At 44.9% G+C, this 15,840-nt stretch carries 12 protein-coding genes; all 12 read left to right on the top strand.

Going from position 1 to position 15,840, the window contains the following annotated elements; translation table 11 throughout:
- The first annotated feature begins 327 nt into the window (after window positions 1–327).
- Entirely contained in the window at window positions 328–699 is a 372-nt protein-coding gene (gene secE / locus L2748_RS21135) for a preprotein translocase subunit SecE (protein ID WP_220781339.1), read from the top strand.
- Between the two features lie 9 nt (window positions 700–708).
- Window positions 709–1,260 (top strand): transcription termination/antitermination protein NusG, encoded by a 552-nt coding sequence (nusG, locus tag L2748_RS21140; RefSeq protein WP_220781338.1) that lies wholly within the window; start codon window positions 709–711, stop codon window positions 1,258–1,260.
- Between the two features lie 127 nt (window positions 1,261–1,387).
- The gene (gene rplK / locus L2748_RS21145) at window positions 1,388–1,816 is read left to right on the top strand and encodes a 50S ribosomal protein L11 (RefSeq protein ID WP_012153448.1); all 429 of its coding nucleotides are present in this window, start codon (window positions 1,388–1,390) and stop codon (window positions 1,814–1,816) included.
- 4 nt (window positions 1,817–1,820) lie between these two features.
- Window positions 1,821–2,522: a 50S ribosomal protein L1 gene (rplA, locus tag L2748_RS21150; protein ID WP_220781337.1), complete on the top strand. Its 702-nt coding sequence runs from the start codon at window positions 1,821–1,823 to the stop codon at window positions 2,520–2,522.
- A 267-nt stretch (window positions 2,523–2,789) separates the two neighbouring features.
- Complete coding sequence (rplJ, locus tag L2748_RS21155) at window positions 2,790–3,287, top strand: 50S ribosomal protein L10 (protein WP_012153450.1); 498 nt, start codon at window positions 2,790–2,792, stop codon at window positions 3,285–3,287.
- A gap of 56 nt (window positions 3,288–3,343) precedes the next feature.
- A complete protein-coding gene (gene rplL / locus L2748_RS21160; RefSeq protein ID WP_220781336.1) occupies window positions 3,344–3,709 on the top strand; it encodes a 50S ribosomal protein L7/L12 in 366 nt (121 codons plus the stop codon).
- A gap of 238 nt (window positions 3,710–3,947) precedes the next feature.
- A complete protein-coding gene (gene rpoB / locus L2748_RS21165; RefSeq protein WP_220781335.1) occupies window positions 3,948–7,979 on the top strand; it encodes a DNA-directed RNA polymerase subunit beta in 4,032 nt (1,343 codons plus the stop codon).
- A gap of 83 nt (window positions 7,980–8,062) precedes the next feature.
- A complete protein-coding gene (gene rpoC, locus L2748_RS21170; RefSeq protein WP_220781334.1) occupies window positions 8,063–12,277 on the top strand; it encodes a DNA-directed RNA polymerase subunit beta' in 4,215 nt (1,404 codons plus the stop codon).
- 190 nt (window positions 12,278–12,467) lie between these two features.
- Window positions 12,468–12,842, top strand: coding sequence for a 30S ribosomal protein S12 (gene rpsL / locus L2748_RS21175; RefSeq protein WP_028774714.1), 375 nt, complete (start codon window positions 12,468–12,470; stop codon window positions 12,840–12,842).
- A gap of 80 nt (window positions 12,843–12,922) precedes the next feature.
- Window positions 12,923–13,393 carry a 30S ribosomal protein S7 gene (gene rpsG, locus L2748_RS21180; RefSeq protein WP_012153455.1) on the top strand — a complete coding sequence of 157 codons (471 nt, stop codon included), beginning with the start codon at window positions 12,923–12,925 and terminating at the stop codon, window positions 13,391–13,393.
- A 74-nt stretch (window positions 13,394–13,467) separates the two neighbouring features.
- Entirely contained in the window at window positions 13,468–15,564 is a 2,097-nt protein-coding gene (fusA, locus tag L2748_RS21185) for an elongation factor G (RefSeq protein ID WP_220781333.1), read from the top strand.
- Window positions 15,565–15,647: 83 nt separating this feature from the next.
- A partial coding sequence (locus L2748_RS21190; protein WP_248957735.1) for a GTP-binding protein occupies window positions 15,648–15,840 on the top strand: 193 nt, incomplete at its 3' end.

The following is a 15,840-nucleotide window of genomic DNA, read 5'->3' on the forward strand; positions in this document are numbered from 1 at the left end:
AGTTGGTGCTGGTGTTGTAGCTGAGATCGTTGCTTAATTAGCAACGGGTCTTAACTCGATACTGAAAAAGGCAGCTTAGGCTGCCTTTTTTGTTTTTATTGCATTTTGGTTGAATTTGTTAGTTAAGCTGCGCTATGTATTCTTGCCAAATAAGTGGAATAAGAATACAATCTATGACCGATTTTTGAGTCGTTGATTATACTTTATCTAAGTATATTGAGCGGTCGCCAGTTCGGATAGCGAGTCTGACTGAATTTTTCACTGAGCAAAATGCTATTTTTAATAGTATCACTTGACTCAGATCGTAGTGAGTAACGGAATTAACCGATGACAACAAATACTGAAAGCCAGGGTAACTCTCTGGATATCGTAAAGTGGGGCCTAGTCGTAGTCTTGTTGGCTGCTGCAATTATTGGCAATCAATATTTTAATGAAGCAAGTGTTGTTGTGCGCGCCTTAGGTGTTGTCGTGACTTTTGCTATCGCTGGTTTCATCGCGCTGCAAACAGAAAAAGGCAAGCAAGCTTTAACTTTTGCTCGTGAATCACAGATTGAAGTTCGTAAAGTGGTTTGGCCTACGCGTCAAGAAGCACTCAATACAACTTTTATTGTATTAGCTGCAACAGCCGTTTTAGGTTTAATCCTTTGGGGCCTAGATGCAGTATTGCTTAGAATTGTTAATTTTATTACAGGCGTATAGGCATTAAGTATGACTGAAGCTACTGAAGCTAAAAAAAGATGGTATGTTATTCAAGCGTTTTCCGGCTATGAAGGTCGTGTATGCAAAACCTTGCTTGAACATATCAGAATGCACGAAATGGAAGCTTACTTTGGTGAGGTTCTTGTTCCTACTGAAGAAGTAGTTGAAATGCGTGCAGGCCAACGTCGTAAGAGCGAACGTAAATTTTTCCCTGGCTATGTATTAGTACAGATGGAAATGAATGATGAAAGCTGGCACTTGGTTAAAAGTATCCCTCGTGTAATGGGCTTCATCGGTGGTACGTCTGATCGTCCTGCGCCTATTTCTGATAAAGAAGCTGATGCAATTTTACAGCGTCTACAAGAAACTACTGAGTCTCCAACGCACCGCGTTATGTTTGAAGCTGGTGAAGTTGTTCGTGTTACTGACGGACCATTTGCTGACTTTAACGGTACTGTTGAAGAAGTGGATTATGAGAAGAACCGCGTTAAGGTTTCTGTAATGATCTTCGGTCGTTCAACACCAGTAGAACTTGATTTTAGTCAGATTGAAAAAAGCTGATTAAATAAAGCACAAATATTATTTGGAAATGGGAGCGAATTTATATATAATTCGCTCCCATATTTTTCGGGGAGCTGTTCAGCATAGTGCTGATAGCGTTTGAACCCAAACTTGAGGAAAATGTCTCATGGCAAAGAAAGTTGATGGTTACATCAAACTGCAAGTAGCAGCCGGTGCTGCAAACCCGTCGCCACCAGTAGGTCCTGCATTGGGCCAGAAAGGTGTTAACATCATGGAATTCTGTAAAGCATTCAACGCTCGTACTGAAAAGTTCGAGAAAGGTATGCCAATTCCTGTAGTTATCACTGTTTACTCTGATCGCTCTTTCACTTTCGAAACTAAGACTCCACCTGCGTCTTTCCTACTGCTTAAAGCAGCAGGTCTGAAATCAGGTTCTGGCCGTCCTAACACTGAAAAAGTGGGAACTATCAAGCGTAGCGCTGTCCAGGAAATTGCTGAGACTAAAGCCGCTGATATGACTGGTGCTGATATTGAAGCGATGACTCGCTCAATTGAAGGTACTGCGCGTTCAATGGGTTTGGTAGTAGAGGACTAATATAATGGCAAAGCTAACTAAACGCGCTCGTCTAATTCGCGAGAAAGTTGAAGCGACTAAAAGCTACGACATCAATGAAGCTGTTGCACTTCTTAAAGAGCTAGCTACTGCTAAGTTCCTAGAAAGTGTTGACGTTGCAGTTAACCTAGGTGTTGACCCACGTAAATCTGACCAAAACGTTCGTGGCGCTACTGTGCTACCACACGGTACTGGTCGTGAAGTACGTGTTGCTGTGTTCACTCAAGGTGCTAACGCTGAAGCTGCTAAAGAAGCTGGCGCTGAGCTTGTTGGTATGGACGAGCTTGCTGCACAGATCAAAGCTGGCGAAATGAACTTCGACGTAGTTATCGCATCTCCAGATGCAATGCGCGTTGTTGGTATGTTAGGTCAAATCTTAGGCCCACGTGGTCTTATGCCTAACCCAAAAACTGGTACTGTAACGCCAAACGTTGCTGAAGCAGTTAAGAACGCTAAAGCGGGTCAAGTACGCTACCGTAACGATAAGAACGGTATCATCCACACTACTATCGGTAAAGTGGACTTCGAACCAGCTCAACTTAAAGAAAACTTAGAAGCACTAATTGGCGCGCTTAAGAAAGCTAAGCCAGCTGCTGCTAAAGGCGTTTTCATTAAGAAAGTAAGCATCTCTACCACTATGGGTGCAGGTGTTGCGGTTGACCAGGGTTCTCTGGAAGACGCAAAGTAAATTTACAAAGCTCGCGCGTTAGTCTATAATGCGCGCACTTTGTAGGGTTGGGGCTATGGATTAACCTTTTTGGTTAACGAGTGGCCTCCGTCCAAGACCGTAGGTGTTAGTCAAAAGATTAACTTAATTTCCTGCGTAGACGGTGTCGGACCCCAGATTGATTTTTGTCTGCTGGAATTTTTCGCGCCGTAAGTCGCTAGGTATCTATGATATTTAGCATGGTAATTGCTAGGGAGTTTTCCCTAGATAGAATCCAGGAGTATACCAATGGCGTTAGGACTCGAAGACAAAAAAGCGATTGTTGCTGAAGTCAACGAAGCTGCCAAAGGTGCTTTATCTGCAGTTGTAGCCGATTCACGCGGTGTAACTGTAGCTAATATGACCGGACTTCGTAAAGCAGCTCGTGAAGCTGGAGTGTACATTCGTGTTGTACGTAACACTCTAGTTAAGCGTGCTGTTGCTGGTACTGATTTTGAGTGCCTAAGCGATACGTTTACTGGTCCTACTTTGATTGCATTCTCTTCTGAGCACCCAGGTGCTGCTGCGCGTCTTCTTAAAGATTTCGCTAAAGCGCAAGAGAAATTTGAAATCAAAGCAGCAGCCTTTGAAGGGGAATTAATCCCTGCAGAAAATATTGATCGTTTAGCAAAACTACCAACTTACGAAGAAGCACTAGCTCAGTTCATGATGACTCTAAAAGAAGCATCTGCTGGCAAGTTCGTTCGTACATTGGCCGCTTTACGCGATCAGAAAGAAGCAGCTTAATAATTTTATTAGCCGCTTAATTAAAATTGAATTCAGTACAATTAGGAATTTTTGTTATGTCTATCACTAAAGACCAAATTTTAGAAGCTCTTGCAGCAATGTCTGTAATGGAAGTTGTTGAACTAATCGAAGCAATGGAAGAGAAGTTCGGCGTTTCTGCTGCTGCTGCAGTTGTTTCAGGTGGTGGCGATGCTGCTGCTGCTGAAGAGAAAACAGAATTCGACGTAGTTCTTACTTCTCACGGCGACAACAAAGTTGCTGTAATTAAAGCTCTTCGTGGCGCTACAGGTCTAGGCCTGAAAGAAGCTAAAGCTATGGCTGAATCTGCTCCAGTAGCAGTTAAAGAAGCTATCTCTAAAGAAGAAGCTGAAGCTCTTAAGACTGATCTAGAAGCGGCTGGTGCTGCAGTAGAGATCAAGTAAGTTATACTTTAACTTACAACCTCCCGAGTAATCGGGCGGAGGCTGGCGGTTTTTTAACCGTCGGCCTTTTTTGCGCTGTAAGCGCAGGCGATTTTTTTTTCACCGTTTATCGCCAGATTTCGCAGTTCCTAGCAGAGATTACTGGTTGGGTTCTTGCTTTCAACGGTGATGGGCAAACGCGCTGTTTCAACATTAGGTTGATTCAGACTTGGTCACATCTCGCAATCAGAGGAAACCCATGGTTTACTCCTATTCTGAAAAGAAGCGTATTCGCAAAGACTTTGGTAAACGTCAACGTGTTTTAGACATCCCTTACCTTTTGTCAATCCAGTTGGACTCTTTTAAGAAGTTCACCGATCAAGATCCTACTGGTGAGCGTGGCTTTGAAGCTGCTTTCCGTAGCGTTTTTCCCATCAAGAGCTTTTCTGGTAATTCGGAGCTGCAATATGTCAGCTACAAGCTAGGCGAGCCAGTTTTTGATGTGAAAGAGTGTCAAATCCGCGGTGTTACATACTCTGCACCTCTACGCGTTAAATTGCGTATGGTTCTGTATGACCGTGAAGCTGCACCTGGCACAGTAAAAGACATTAAAGAACAAGAAGTCTATATGGGGGATATCCCTCTTATGACTGACAACGGTACCTTTGTTATCAATGGTACTGAGCGTGTAATCGTGTCTCAGCTACACCGTAGCCCAGGCGTATTCTTTGATCATGACCGTGGTAAAACCCACTCTTCAGGTAAGGTGCTGTATAACGCACGTATTATTCCTTACCGTGGTTCTTGGTTAGACTTTGAATTCGATCCTAAAGACGCATTATTCGTACGTATTGACCGTCGTCGTAAACTAGCGGCTTCGATCATTCTGCGCGCGCTAGATTATTCAACTCAAGATATCCTTGACCTGTTCTTCGATCGCGTTAACTTTAAGATCAAGAAAGATTCATTAGTAATGGATCTTGTTGCAGACCGTCTTCGTGGCGAAACTGCAAGTTATGACATTAAAGACGCTGACGGCACAGTATTAGTTGAGAAAGGTCGTCGCATCACTGCACGTCACATTCGTCAACTTGAAAAGTCAAACACAACTGAGCTTGAAGTACCAGTAGAGTACATCTCTGGTAAGATTTCTGGTCAAGATTACATTGATCCAGATACAGGCGAAGTATTGGTTTCTGCTAACGCAGAGATCAGCTTAGAAGATTTAGCTAAGCTATCTATGGCTGGCATCAAAGAGATCAGCACGCTGTATATCAACGAACTTGATAACGGTGCTTACATCTCTGACACTCTGCGTATTGATTCAACAACTAACCGCCTAGAAGCGCTAGTTGAAATCTACCGTATGATGCGTCCTGGTGAACCACCAACCAAAGATGCTGCAGAAGCACTATTCCAGAACTTGTTCTTCAGTGAAGAGCGTTATGATCTATCTAAAGTAGGTCGTATGAAGTTCAACCGTCGTCTAAGCATTGATGACGACGAAGGTACGGGTATCCTTTCGAAAGAAGATATCGTTGCCGTGATGAAGAACATCATCGCCATCCGTAATGGTTTGGACGAAGTAGATGATATCGATCACCTAGGTAACCGTCGTATCCGTAGTGTTGGTGAAATGGCTGAAAACCAGTTCCGTGTAGGTCTAGTTCGTGTAGAACGTGCCGTGCGTGAGCGTTTAAGCCTTGGCGATCTGAATGAGCTTATGCCTCAGGACTTGATCAACGCTAAGCCAATTTCTGCTGCTGTTAAAGAATTCTTTGGCTCTTCACAGCTTTCACAGTTCATGGACCAAAACAACCCATTGTCAGAAGTAACGCATAAGCGTCGTATTTCTGCTCTAGGTCCTGGTGGTCTAACACGTGAACGTGCTGGTTTCGAAGTTCGAGACGTACACCCGACTCACTACGGTCGTCTATGTCCAATCGAAACGCCAGAAGGTCCAAACATTGGTTTGATCAACTCGTTGTCAACCTTTGCGCGTACTAACAACTATGGTTTCTTAGAAACGCCTTACCGTAAGGTAATCGATGGCGTGGTTACTGAAGAAGTAGATTACTTATCAGCAATCGAAGAAGGCCGTTACGTTATTGCTCAGGCAAACGTAGAATTAGATGAAAACAACCGCATGATGGACGAGCTAATTGCTTGTCGTCATAAAGGTGATTCAACGTTCATGGGTGCATCTGACATCCAGTATATGGACGTATCACCACAACAGATTATTTCTGTTGCGGCATCACTAATTCCGTTCCTAGAACACGATGACGCGAACCGTGCATTGATGGGTGCGAACATGCAACGTCAGGCAGTTCCTACACTAAAGGCTGATAAGCCATTAGTTGGTACTGGTATTGAGCGTACACTTGCTGTTGACTCTGGCGTGGTTGTTGCTGCTAAGCGTGGTGGTTATGTTGACTACGTAGACGCAAGCCGCATCGTTGTTAAAGTTAACGAAGCTGAGCTGACTCCAGGCGAAGCGGGTATCGACATCTACAACTTGACTAAATACACGCGTTCGAACCAGAACACTTGTATTAACCAACGTCCTTGTTGTTCTGTTGGTGACCCAGTCGTTCGTGGCGACGTACTTGCTGATGGTCCATCTACCGATTTAGGTGATTTGGCTCTTGGTCAGAACATGCGCATCGCGTTCATGCCTTGGAATGGTTACAACTTCGAAGACTCGATTTTGATTTCTGAGCGTGTAGCTCAAGAAGACCGTTTCACAACTATCCACATTCAGGAGCTTTCATGTATTGCTCGTGATACTAAGTTGGGTAGTGAAGAGATCACTGCTGATATTCCAAACGTTGGTGAGTCTGCGCTTTCTAAGCTTGACGAATCAGGTATCGTTTATATCGGTGCAGAAGTTAAGGGTGGCGACATCCTAGTTGGTAAAGTAACACCTAAAGGTGAAACTCAGCTGACTCCAGAAGAGAAACTTCTCCGTGCAATCTTCGGCGAGAAAGCCTCTGACGTTAAAGACAGCTCACTACGTGTACCTAACTCTGTTAAAGGTACTATCATCGACGTACAAGTATTTACTCGTGACGGCGTTGAGAAAGACAAGCGTGCTGTAGAAATCGAAGAGATGCATATCGCTCAGGCGAAGAAGGATTTGACTGAAGAGTTCCAAATTCTTGAAGAAGGTGTTCTTGGTCGTGCTCGCAACCTATTACTAGGTGCTGGTTTCGATGAAGCGCAACTTAATGCAATTCCACGCTCACAGTTATTGATTCAAACAATCGATGACGAAGCGAAGCAAACTGAGCTAGAACAGCTAGCTGAGCAAGCGGAAGAGCTAAAAGCCGATTTCGATAAAAAGTTTGAAATCAAACGCCGTAAGATCACTCAAGGTGATGACTTAGCACCTGGTGTACTAAAGATCGTTAAGGTTTACCTAGCGGTTAAGCGTACTATCCAGCCTGGTGATAAGATGGCGGGTCGTCATGGTAACAAGGGTGTAATCTCTAAGATTTGTCCTATTGAAGACATGCCATACGACGAAAAAGGCGATCCAGTGGACATCGTATTGAACCCACTAGGTGTACCTTCACGTATGAACATCGGTCAGGTACTTGAAGTTCATATGGGTGCTGCAGCGAAAGGCATCGGTAATCGTATTACCGAAATGCTAGAAGAGCAGCGCGAATTGGCAGAACTTCGCGGATACATCAAGCAAGTTTATGACTTAGGTGACGAAGTGCAGCAGCGCGTAGACATCGATACATTTACTGATGATGAGATCTTGCGTCTTGCTAAAAACCTAAAAGGCGGTGTTCCAATTGCAACACCTGCGTTTGATGGTGCCAAAGAGAAAGAGATCAAGCAGATGCTTGAGCTTGCAGGTCTACCACAATCAGGTCAGTTGACTCTGTGTGATGGTCGTACTGGTAATGAGTTTGAGCGTAAAGTAACCGTTGGTTACATGTATATGCTAAAACTTAACCACTTGGTTGACGATAAGATGCACGCCCGTTCTACCGGTTCGTACAGTCTTGTTACTCAGCAACCATTGGGTGGTAAAGCTCAGTTCGGTGGTCAGCGTTTCGGTGAGATGGAAGTATGGGCACTTGAAGCTTACGGTGCAGCATATACACTTCAGGAAATGCTAACCGTTAAGTCGGACGATGTGAACGGTCGTACTCAGATGTATAAGAACATCGTCGACGGTAACCATCAGATGCAACCAGGTATGCCTGAATCTTTCAACGTATTGTTGAAAGAGATCCGTTCACTCGGTATTAATATCGAGCTGGATCAAAAGTAACACTTGGTTACTGCCTCTATGGCAAAAGAAATTGGTGCTCTGCATTTGCAGGGCACCCGGTTTAACTCCTTCAGGAGAGAAACGTGAAAGACTTATTAAAGTTTCTGAAACAGCAAAGCAAGACTGAAGAATTTGAAGGTATTAAGATCGGCCTAGCGTCGCCAGATCTAATCCGCTCTTGGTCTTTTGGTGAAGTTAAGAAGCCAGAAACCATTAACTACCGTACATTCAAGCCTGAGCGTGAAGGTTTGTTCTGTGCGCGTATTTTTGGTCCAGTAAAAGATTACGAATGTTTATGCGGTAAGTATAAGCGTCTTAAGCACCGTGGTGTGATCTGTGAAAAGTGTGGCGTTGAAGTTACACAGACTAAAGTACGTCGTGAGCGTATGGGTCACATCGATCTTGCTAGCCCAGTTGCACACATTTGGTTCTTGAAGTCACTTCCGTCTCGTATCGGTTTGATGCTAGACATGACTCTTCGTGATATCGAACGTGTACTTTACTTCGAATCTTTCGTGGTAATCGAGCCTGGCATGACCAGTCTTGAACGCGGCCAAATGCTAACAGAAGAAAACTATCTGGATGCATTGGAAGAGTACGGTGATGAATTCGAAGCTAAGATGGGTGCTGAAGCAGTTCTAGAATTGCTACGTGCTATCGATCTTGAGAAAGAAATTGAAATGATGCGCGAAGAATTGCCATCTATCAATTCTGAGACTCGTCGTAAAAAGATCACTAAGCGTCTTAAGCTTATTGAGGCATTCTTCACTTCAGGTAACAAGCCTGAGTGGATGATCCTTAAAGTGCTACCGGTTCTGCCACCAGATCTACGTCCTCTAGTGCCACTAGATGGCGGACGTTTTGCTACGTCTGATTTGAACGACCTTTACCGTCGTGTAATCAACCGTAACAACCGTCTAAAGCGTCTGTTAGATCTAGCTGCTCCAGATATCATCGTGCGCAACGAAAAGCGTATGTTGCAAGAGTCTGTTGATGCGCTATTAGATAACGGTCGTCGTGGCCGTGCTATTACAGGTTCTAACAAGCGTCCGCTTAAATCTTTGGCCGATATGATCAAAGGTAAGCAAGGTCGTTTCCGTCAGAACTTGCTAGGTAAGCGTGTTGACTATTCTGGTCGTTCGGTAATTACCGTAGGTCCAACTTTACGTCTACACCAGTGTGGTCTTCCTAAGAAGATGGCACTTGAGCTATTCAAGCCATTCATCTATGGCAAGCTAGAAGGTCGTGGCTTAGCTACAACTATTAAAGCTGCTAAGAAGATGGTTGAGCGCGAAGTACCAGAAGTTTGGGACGTGCTAGATGACGTGATCCGCGAACACCCAGTGATGCTTAACCGTGCACCAACACTGCACAGACTAGGTATCCAGGCGTTTGAGCCAGTACTAATCGAAGGTAAAGCGATTCAGCTTCACCCATTGGTTTGTGCGGCATACAACGCCGACTTCGACGGTGACCAAATGGCTGTTCACGTGCCACTAACGCTTGAAGCGCAGTTAGAAGCACGTTCACTAATGATGTCTACCAACAACATCCTTTCACCTGCAAACGGTGAACCAGTGATTACACCATCACAGGACGTTGTATTGGGTCTTTACTACACTAGCCGTGAGCGTATCAACGGCAAGGGTGAAGGCATGGCATTCGCTGATGTGGCTGAAGCTGAAAAAGCTTACCGCACAGGTGTGGCTGAGCTACACGCTCGCGTTAAAGTACGTATTACGGAAACAACGACGAACGAAGCTGGCGAAAAAGTTAAAACACGTCGCGTTGTTGATACAACCGTTGGTCGTGCATTGCTTTCACAGATCCTGCCAAAAGGTCTTTCTTATGATTTGGTTAACCAAAACATGGGTAAGAAGCAGATCTCTAAGCTATTGAACACTTGTTACCGTCAACTAGGTCTTAAAGATACCGTTATCTTTGCTGACCAATTGATGTACACAGGTTTCCACTTTGCAACTATTTCGGGTGCCTCTGTAGGTATCGACGATATGGTTATTCCAGATCTTAAGTACACGCTAGTTGCGGATGCTGAAGCGGAAGTTCTTGAAATTCAAGAGCAGTTCCAATCTGGTCTAGTAACAGCCGGTGAGCGTTACAACAAAGTAATCGATATCTGGGCAAGCGCGAACGAAAAAGTTTCTAAAGCGATGATGGAAAACCTGTCTAAAGAGACAGTGATTAACCGTGATGGCGAAGAGGAACAACAAGAATCGTTCAACAGCATCTACATGATGGCCGACTCAGGCGCTCGTGGTAGTGCTGCACAGATTCGTCAGTTGGCCGGTATGCGTGGTCTGATGGCTAAGCCAGATGGCTCAATCATCGAAACGCCAATTGTGGCTAACTTCCGTGAAGGTCTAAACGTATCTCAGTACTTTATTTCTACTCACGGTGCGCGTAAGGGTCTTGCGGATACGGCATTGAAGACAGCTAACTCTGGTTACCTGACTCGTCGTCTAGTAGACGTTGCGCAAGATTTAGTTGTTATTGAAGACGACTGTGGCACTTACGAAGGTCTAACTATGAAACCGCTTATTGAAGGTGGTGATGTAGTTGAGCCGTTACGTGAGCGTGTTCTTGGTCGTGTTGTTGCACAAGATGTGTTAAAGCCTGGTACTGAAGAAGTGCTTGTGTCGCGTAACACGCTTCTTGACGAAGCATGGTGTGACATCATCGAAGACAACTCTATCGATGAAATGATTGTTCGCTCAGTAATTAGCTGTGATACAGACTTCGGTGTGTGTAAAGCTTGTTACGGTCGTGATTTGGCTCGTGGTCATATCATTAACCAAGGTGAAGCAATTGGTGTTGTTGCTGCTCAGTCAATTGGTGAGCCAGGAACACAGCTTACGATGCGTACTTTCCACATCGGTGGTGCGGCATCTCGAGCTTCAGCAGAGAACAACGTTCAAGTTAAGAACTCAGGTACGCTTAAGTTACACAACGCTAAGTATGTAACTAACAGTAACGGTAAGCTTGTAATCGTATCGCGTTCTTCTGAACTAGCCATTATTGATGAGCTAGGTCGTGAGAAAGAGCGTTACAAGGTTCCTTACGGTACCGTACTTGAGAAATTGGAAGATGACGGCGTTGCTGCTGGCGAGATTATCGCTAAGTGGGATCCGCATACTCACCCAATTATTACCGAAGTAGCAGGTAGTATTAAGTTCGTAGATATGATTGAAGGTGTCACTATGACACGTCAAACAGACGAACTAACCGGTCTGTCTTCAATCGTAGTACTTGAAGTTGGTCAACGTCCTACAGCTGGTAAAGAGATGCGTCCTATGATCCGTCTTGTTGCTGCTGATGGTGGCGACTTGATGATCCCTGGTACTGAAGTACCGGCGCAATACTTCTTGCCTGGTCACGCGATTGTGAATCTTGACGATAACGCACCAATTAACGTTGGTGATGCATTAGCACGTATTCCTCAAGAATCTTCGAAGACTCGCGATATTACCGGTGGTCTGCCACGCGTAGCTGACTTGTTCGAAGCGCGTAAGCCAAAAGAGCCTGCAATTCTTGCTGAAGTATCGGGTACTATCTCGTTCGGTAAAGAAACCAAAGGTAAGCGTCGTCTAGTGATTACTCCAGCTGATGGCGGCGAGCACTATGAAGAGATGATTCCTAAGTGGCGTAACCTTAACGTGTTCGAAGGTGAAAAAGTTGAACGCGGTGAAGTTATTGCTGATGGTCCAGAAGCAGCTCACGACATTCTACGTCTACGTGGTATCCACAATGTGGCTAACTACATCGTGAATGAAGTACAGGACGTTTACCGTCTACAGGGCGTTAAGATTAACGATAAGCACATTGAGGTGATCATTCGCCAGATGCTGCGTAAGTGTGAAATCGTAGACGCTGGTGACAGTGAATTCCTACCGGGTGAACAAGCTGAAGTATCACGTGTGAAGATCGCTAACCGCGAACTTGAAGCACAAGGTAAGCAGCCTGCTACATTCGAGCGCGAGCTTCTTGGTATTACTAAGGCGTCTCTAGCGACTGAATCGTTCATCTCTGCAGCATCGTTCCAGGAGACCACTCGTGTTCTTACTGAAGCTGCTGTTGGCGGTAAGAGCGATAAGTTACGTGGCTTGAAAGAGAACGTAATTGTTGGTCGTCTAATCCCTGCTGGTACAGGTTACTCATACCACCAGAAGCGTGCTGAAGCTGCAGTTAAACCTGCTGCTGAAGAAGCACCAGTGATTAGTGCAAGCGAAGCTGAGCAGAACCTTGCAGATCTACTAAATCTAGCTGGTAGTAACGATTAATTCGGTGCTAAAAAGTAAATAGATTGTAAAAAAGGCGCTTTTAGCGCCTTTTTTTTACTTTAAATCGGTTAAAAGTTGTCTATTTCTTGACAGATAGACCATACACTTCTAAAATTTCGCGTCCCACACTTGTGGGATATAGATTTTTCACACCTTACTGTTGATTTAGTCAACTGATTCGGAGCTATACATGGCAACTGTAAACCAGTTGGTACGTAAGCCTCGCGCACCGAAAGTCGAAAAGACTAACGTACCTGCGCTAGCTGCGTGTCCACAAAAACGTGGTGTTTGTACTCGCGTATACACTACTACACCAAAAAAACCTAACTCTGCACTACGTAAAGTAGCTCGTGTGCGTCTAACTAACGGTTTCGAAGTTACTTCGTACATCGGCGGTGAAGGCCACAACCTGCAGGAACACAGCGTAATTCTAATCCGTGGCGGTCGTGTAAAAGACTTACCGGGTGTGCGTTACCACACTGTACGCGGCGCATTAGACTGTGCTGGTGTAAGTGAACGTCGTCAAGGTCGTTCTAAGTACGGTGCTAAGCGTCCTAAGTCTTAACGTTTTCCGTTAAGTAAGGCCAAGCTAGTTTTTATTGAGATTCCAGTTTTGGGGTCCCTGAAGCATACGGAGAAATTGTTATGCCAAGACGTCGCGTTGTAGGACAACGTAAAATCCTACCAGATCCAAAGTTCAAAAGTGAGTTGCTGGCTAAGTTCATCAACGTCATTATGCAGGACGGCAAAAAGTCGACTGCAGAAAAAATTATTTACAAGGCACTAGATACTGCGTCTGAAAAGAAAGGCGAAGATCATTTAGTAATCCTTGAAGCAGCCCTGGACAACGTACGTCCATCAGTCGAGGTTAAATCTCGTCGTGTTGGTGGTTCTACTTACCAGGTACCATGTGAAGTTCGTCCAGTGCGTCGTAACGCACTAGCGATGCGCTGGTTAGTTGAAGCTGCACGTAAGCGTGGTGAAAAATCTATGGCTTTACGTCTAGCAGGTGAAATGTTAGACGCATCTGAAAACAAAGGTACTGCTGTTAAGAAGCGCGAAGACGTGCATCGTATGGCAGAAGCAAACAAAGCGTTTGCTCATTACCGCTGGTAATATCTTGGCGTGGGCATTGACCCACGCCTTACTTGCATTGCTAACACTCAGATTTAGCTAAGAGGGTATAAATCGTGGCTCGTACAACTCCAATTGAGCGCTACCGTAATATCGGTATTTGTGCTCATGTTGACGCTGGTAAAACCACTACCACTGAACGTGTTCTTTTCTACACTGGCTTATCTCATAAGATCGGTGAAGTTCATGATGGCGCAGCCACCATGGATTGGATGGAGCAGGAGCAGGAGCGTGGTATTACCATCACCTCAGCCGCAACGACTACTTTCTGGCGCGGAATGGATGCGCAGTTCACTGAGCACCGCATTAACATCATCGACACTCCAGGTCACGTTGACTTCACGATTGAAGTAGAGCGTTCTTTGCGAGTACTAGATGGTGCCGTCGTTGTTTTTTGTGGCTCATCAGGGGTAGAACCTCAATCTGAGACTGTTTGGCGACAAGCTGATAAGTATCATGTACCGCGCTTAGTGTTCGTCAATAAGATGGACCGCGCAGGTGCAAACTTTGACAGTGTTGTTGACCAGATCCGTAATCGCCTTGGTGCGACTTGTGTACCTATTCAATTGAATATTGGTGCAGAAGAGGATTTCAATGGTGTCGTCGATTTGATCAAAATGAAAGCCATTAACTGGTCTGAAGAAGATCAGGGCATGACTTTCACTTATGAAGCGATTCCTGAGCACCTAGCCGAGAAAGCAGCAGAAATGCGCGAGTATTTGGTTGAAAGTGCTGCAGAAGCGACAGAAGAGCTGATGGAAAAGTACCTAGAAGATGGGGAACTTTCAGAGGAAGAGATCAAAAAGGCGTTACGTTTACGTACTTTGAACAATGAAATCGTATTGGCAACCTGTGGTTCTGCATTTAAGAACAAGGGTGTGCAAGCGGTTTTGGATGCTGTGGTAGATTTTCTACCATCTCCAGTTGAAGTCCCTGCCATTAAGGGCATCGATGACAACGAAGAAGAGACGTCTCGTCAAGCTGACGATAACGCGCCATTCTCAGCATTAGCGTTCAAAATTGCAACAGACCCATTCGTGGGTACTCTAACCTTTATGCGTGTTTATTCAGGCGTATTGGAAACGGGTGCTGGCGTATATAACTCTGTTAAGCAAAAGCGTGAGCGTATTGGTCGTATGGTGCAAATGCACGCGAACGATCGTCAAGAGATTAAAGAAGTACGCGCTGGCGACATCGCTGCTGCTATTGGTCTTAAAGACGTGACTACTGGCGATACATTGTGCGATATCGATCATAAAGTAATTCTTGAGCGCATGGAGTTTCCTGAGCCTGTAATTACTATCGCTGTTGAGCCTAGAACTAAGGCTGACCAAGATAAGATGGGGATGGCATTGCAAAAACTTGCAATGGAAGATCCGTCATTCCGTGTTGAAACTGATGAAGAATCAGGTCAGACACTGATCTCTGGTATGGGTGAGCTACACTTAGACATCATCGTAGACCGTATGCGTCGCGAGTTTGGTGTTGAGTGTAATGTAGGTAAACCTCAAGTTGCATATCGTGAGACTATCCGCAAAACTGTGGAAGTTGAAGGTAAGTTCGTTCGTCAATCTGGTGGTCGAGGTCAATTCGGTCACGTTTGGTTGAAGCTAGAGCCTCAAGAAGAAGGTTTTGGCTACGAATTTGTCAACGAAATTGTTGGTGGTGTGGTTCCAAAGGAATACATCCCTGCAGTTGATAAAGGTATTCAAGAGCAGATGAAGAGCGGTGTATTAGCTGGCTTCCCTGTTCTCGATGTAAAGGTTACTCTATACGACGGTTCATATCATGATGTGGACTCGAACGAGATGGCCTTTAAAGTCGCCGGTTCAATGGGCTTTAAAAAGGGTGCGCTTGAAGCAGACCCTGCCTTACTTGAACCTTGTATGAAAGTTGAAGTGACAACACCTGAAGATTATATGGGTGATGTGGTCGGAGACTTAAACCGTCGTCGTGGCCTTATTGAAGGCATGGATGATGGTATCGCAGGTGTAAAGCTTGTGCATGCAACAGTGCCTTTATCTGAAATGTTCGGTTATGCGACCGACTTGCGCTCTGCTAGTCAGGGACGTGCTTCATACTCAATGGAGTTTTTGAAGTACTCTGACGCACCGCAAAATGTTACTAAAGCAATAATCGAGGCCAGAGGCTAAGCTGTCTCACTCTATTATTGATATACTTAATTGCTATTGCTCGGTTTTAAGCCGAGCATTTTCTGAAAAGAAAGGAATATATCGTGGCTAAAGAAAAATTTGAACGCGTAAAACCGCATGTTAACGTTGGTACTATCGGACACGTTGACCATGGTAAAACTACTCTAACTGCTGCTATCTCAGCTGTATTGACCAAAGCTTTTGGTGGTACTGTTCGTGATTTCGCACAGATCGATAACGCTCCAGAAGAGCGTGAGCGCGGTATTACAATTAATA

Origin of the sequence: Shewanella sairae, from assembly GCF_023283535.1 — a bacterium.
GTDB lineage: Bacteria > Pseudomonadota > Gammaproteobacteria > Enterobacterales > Shewanellaceae > Shewanella > Shewanella sairae.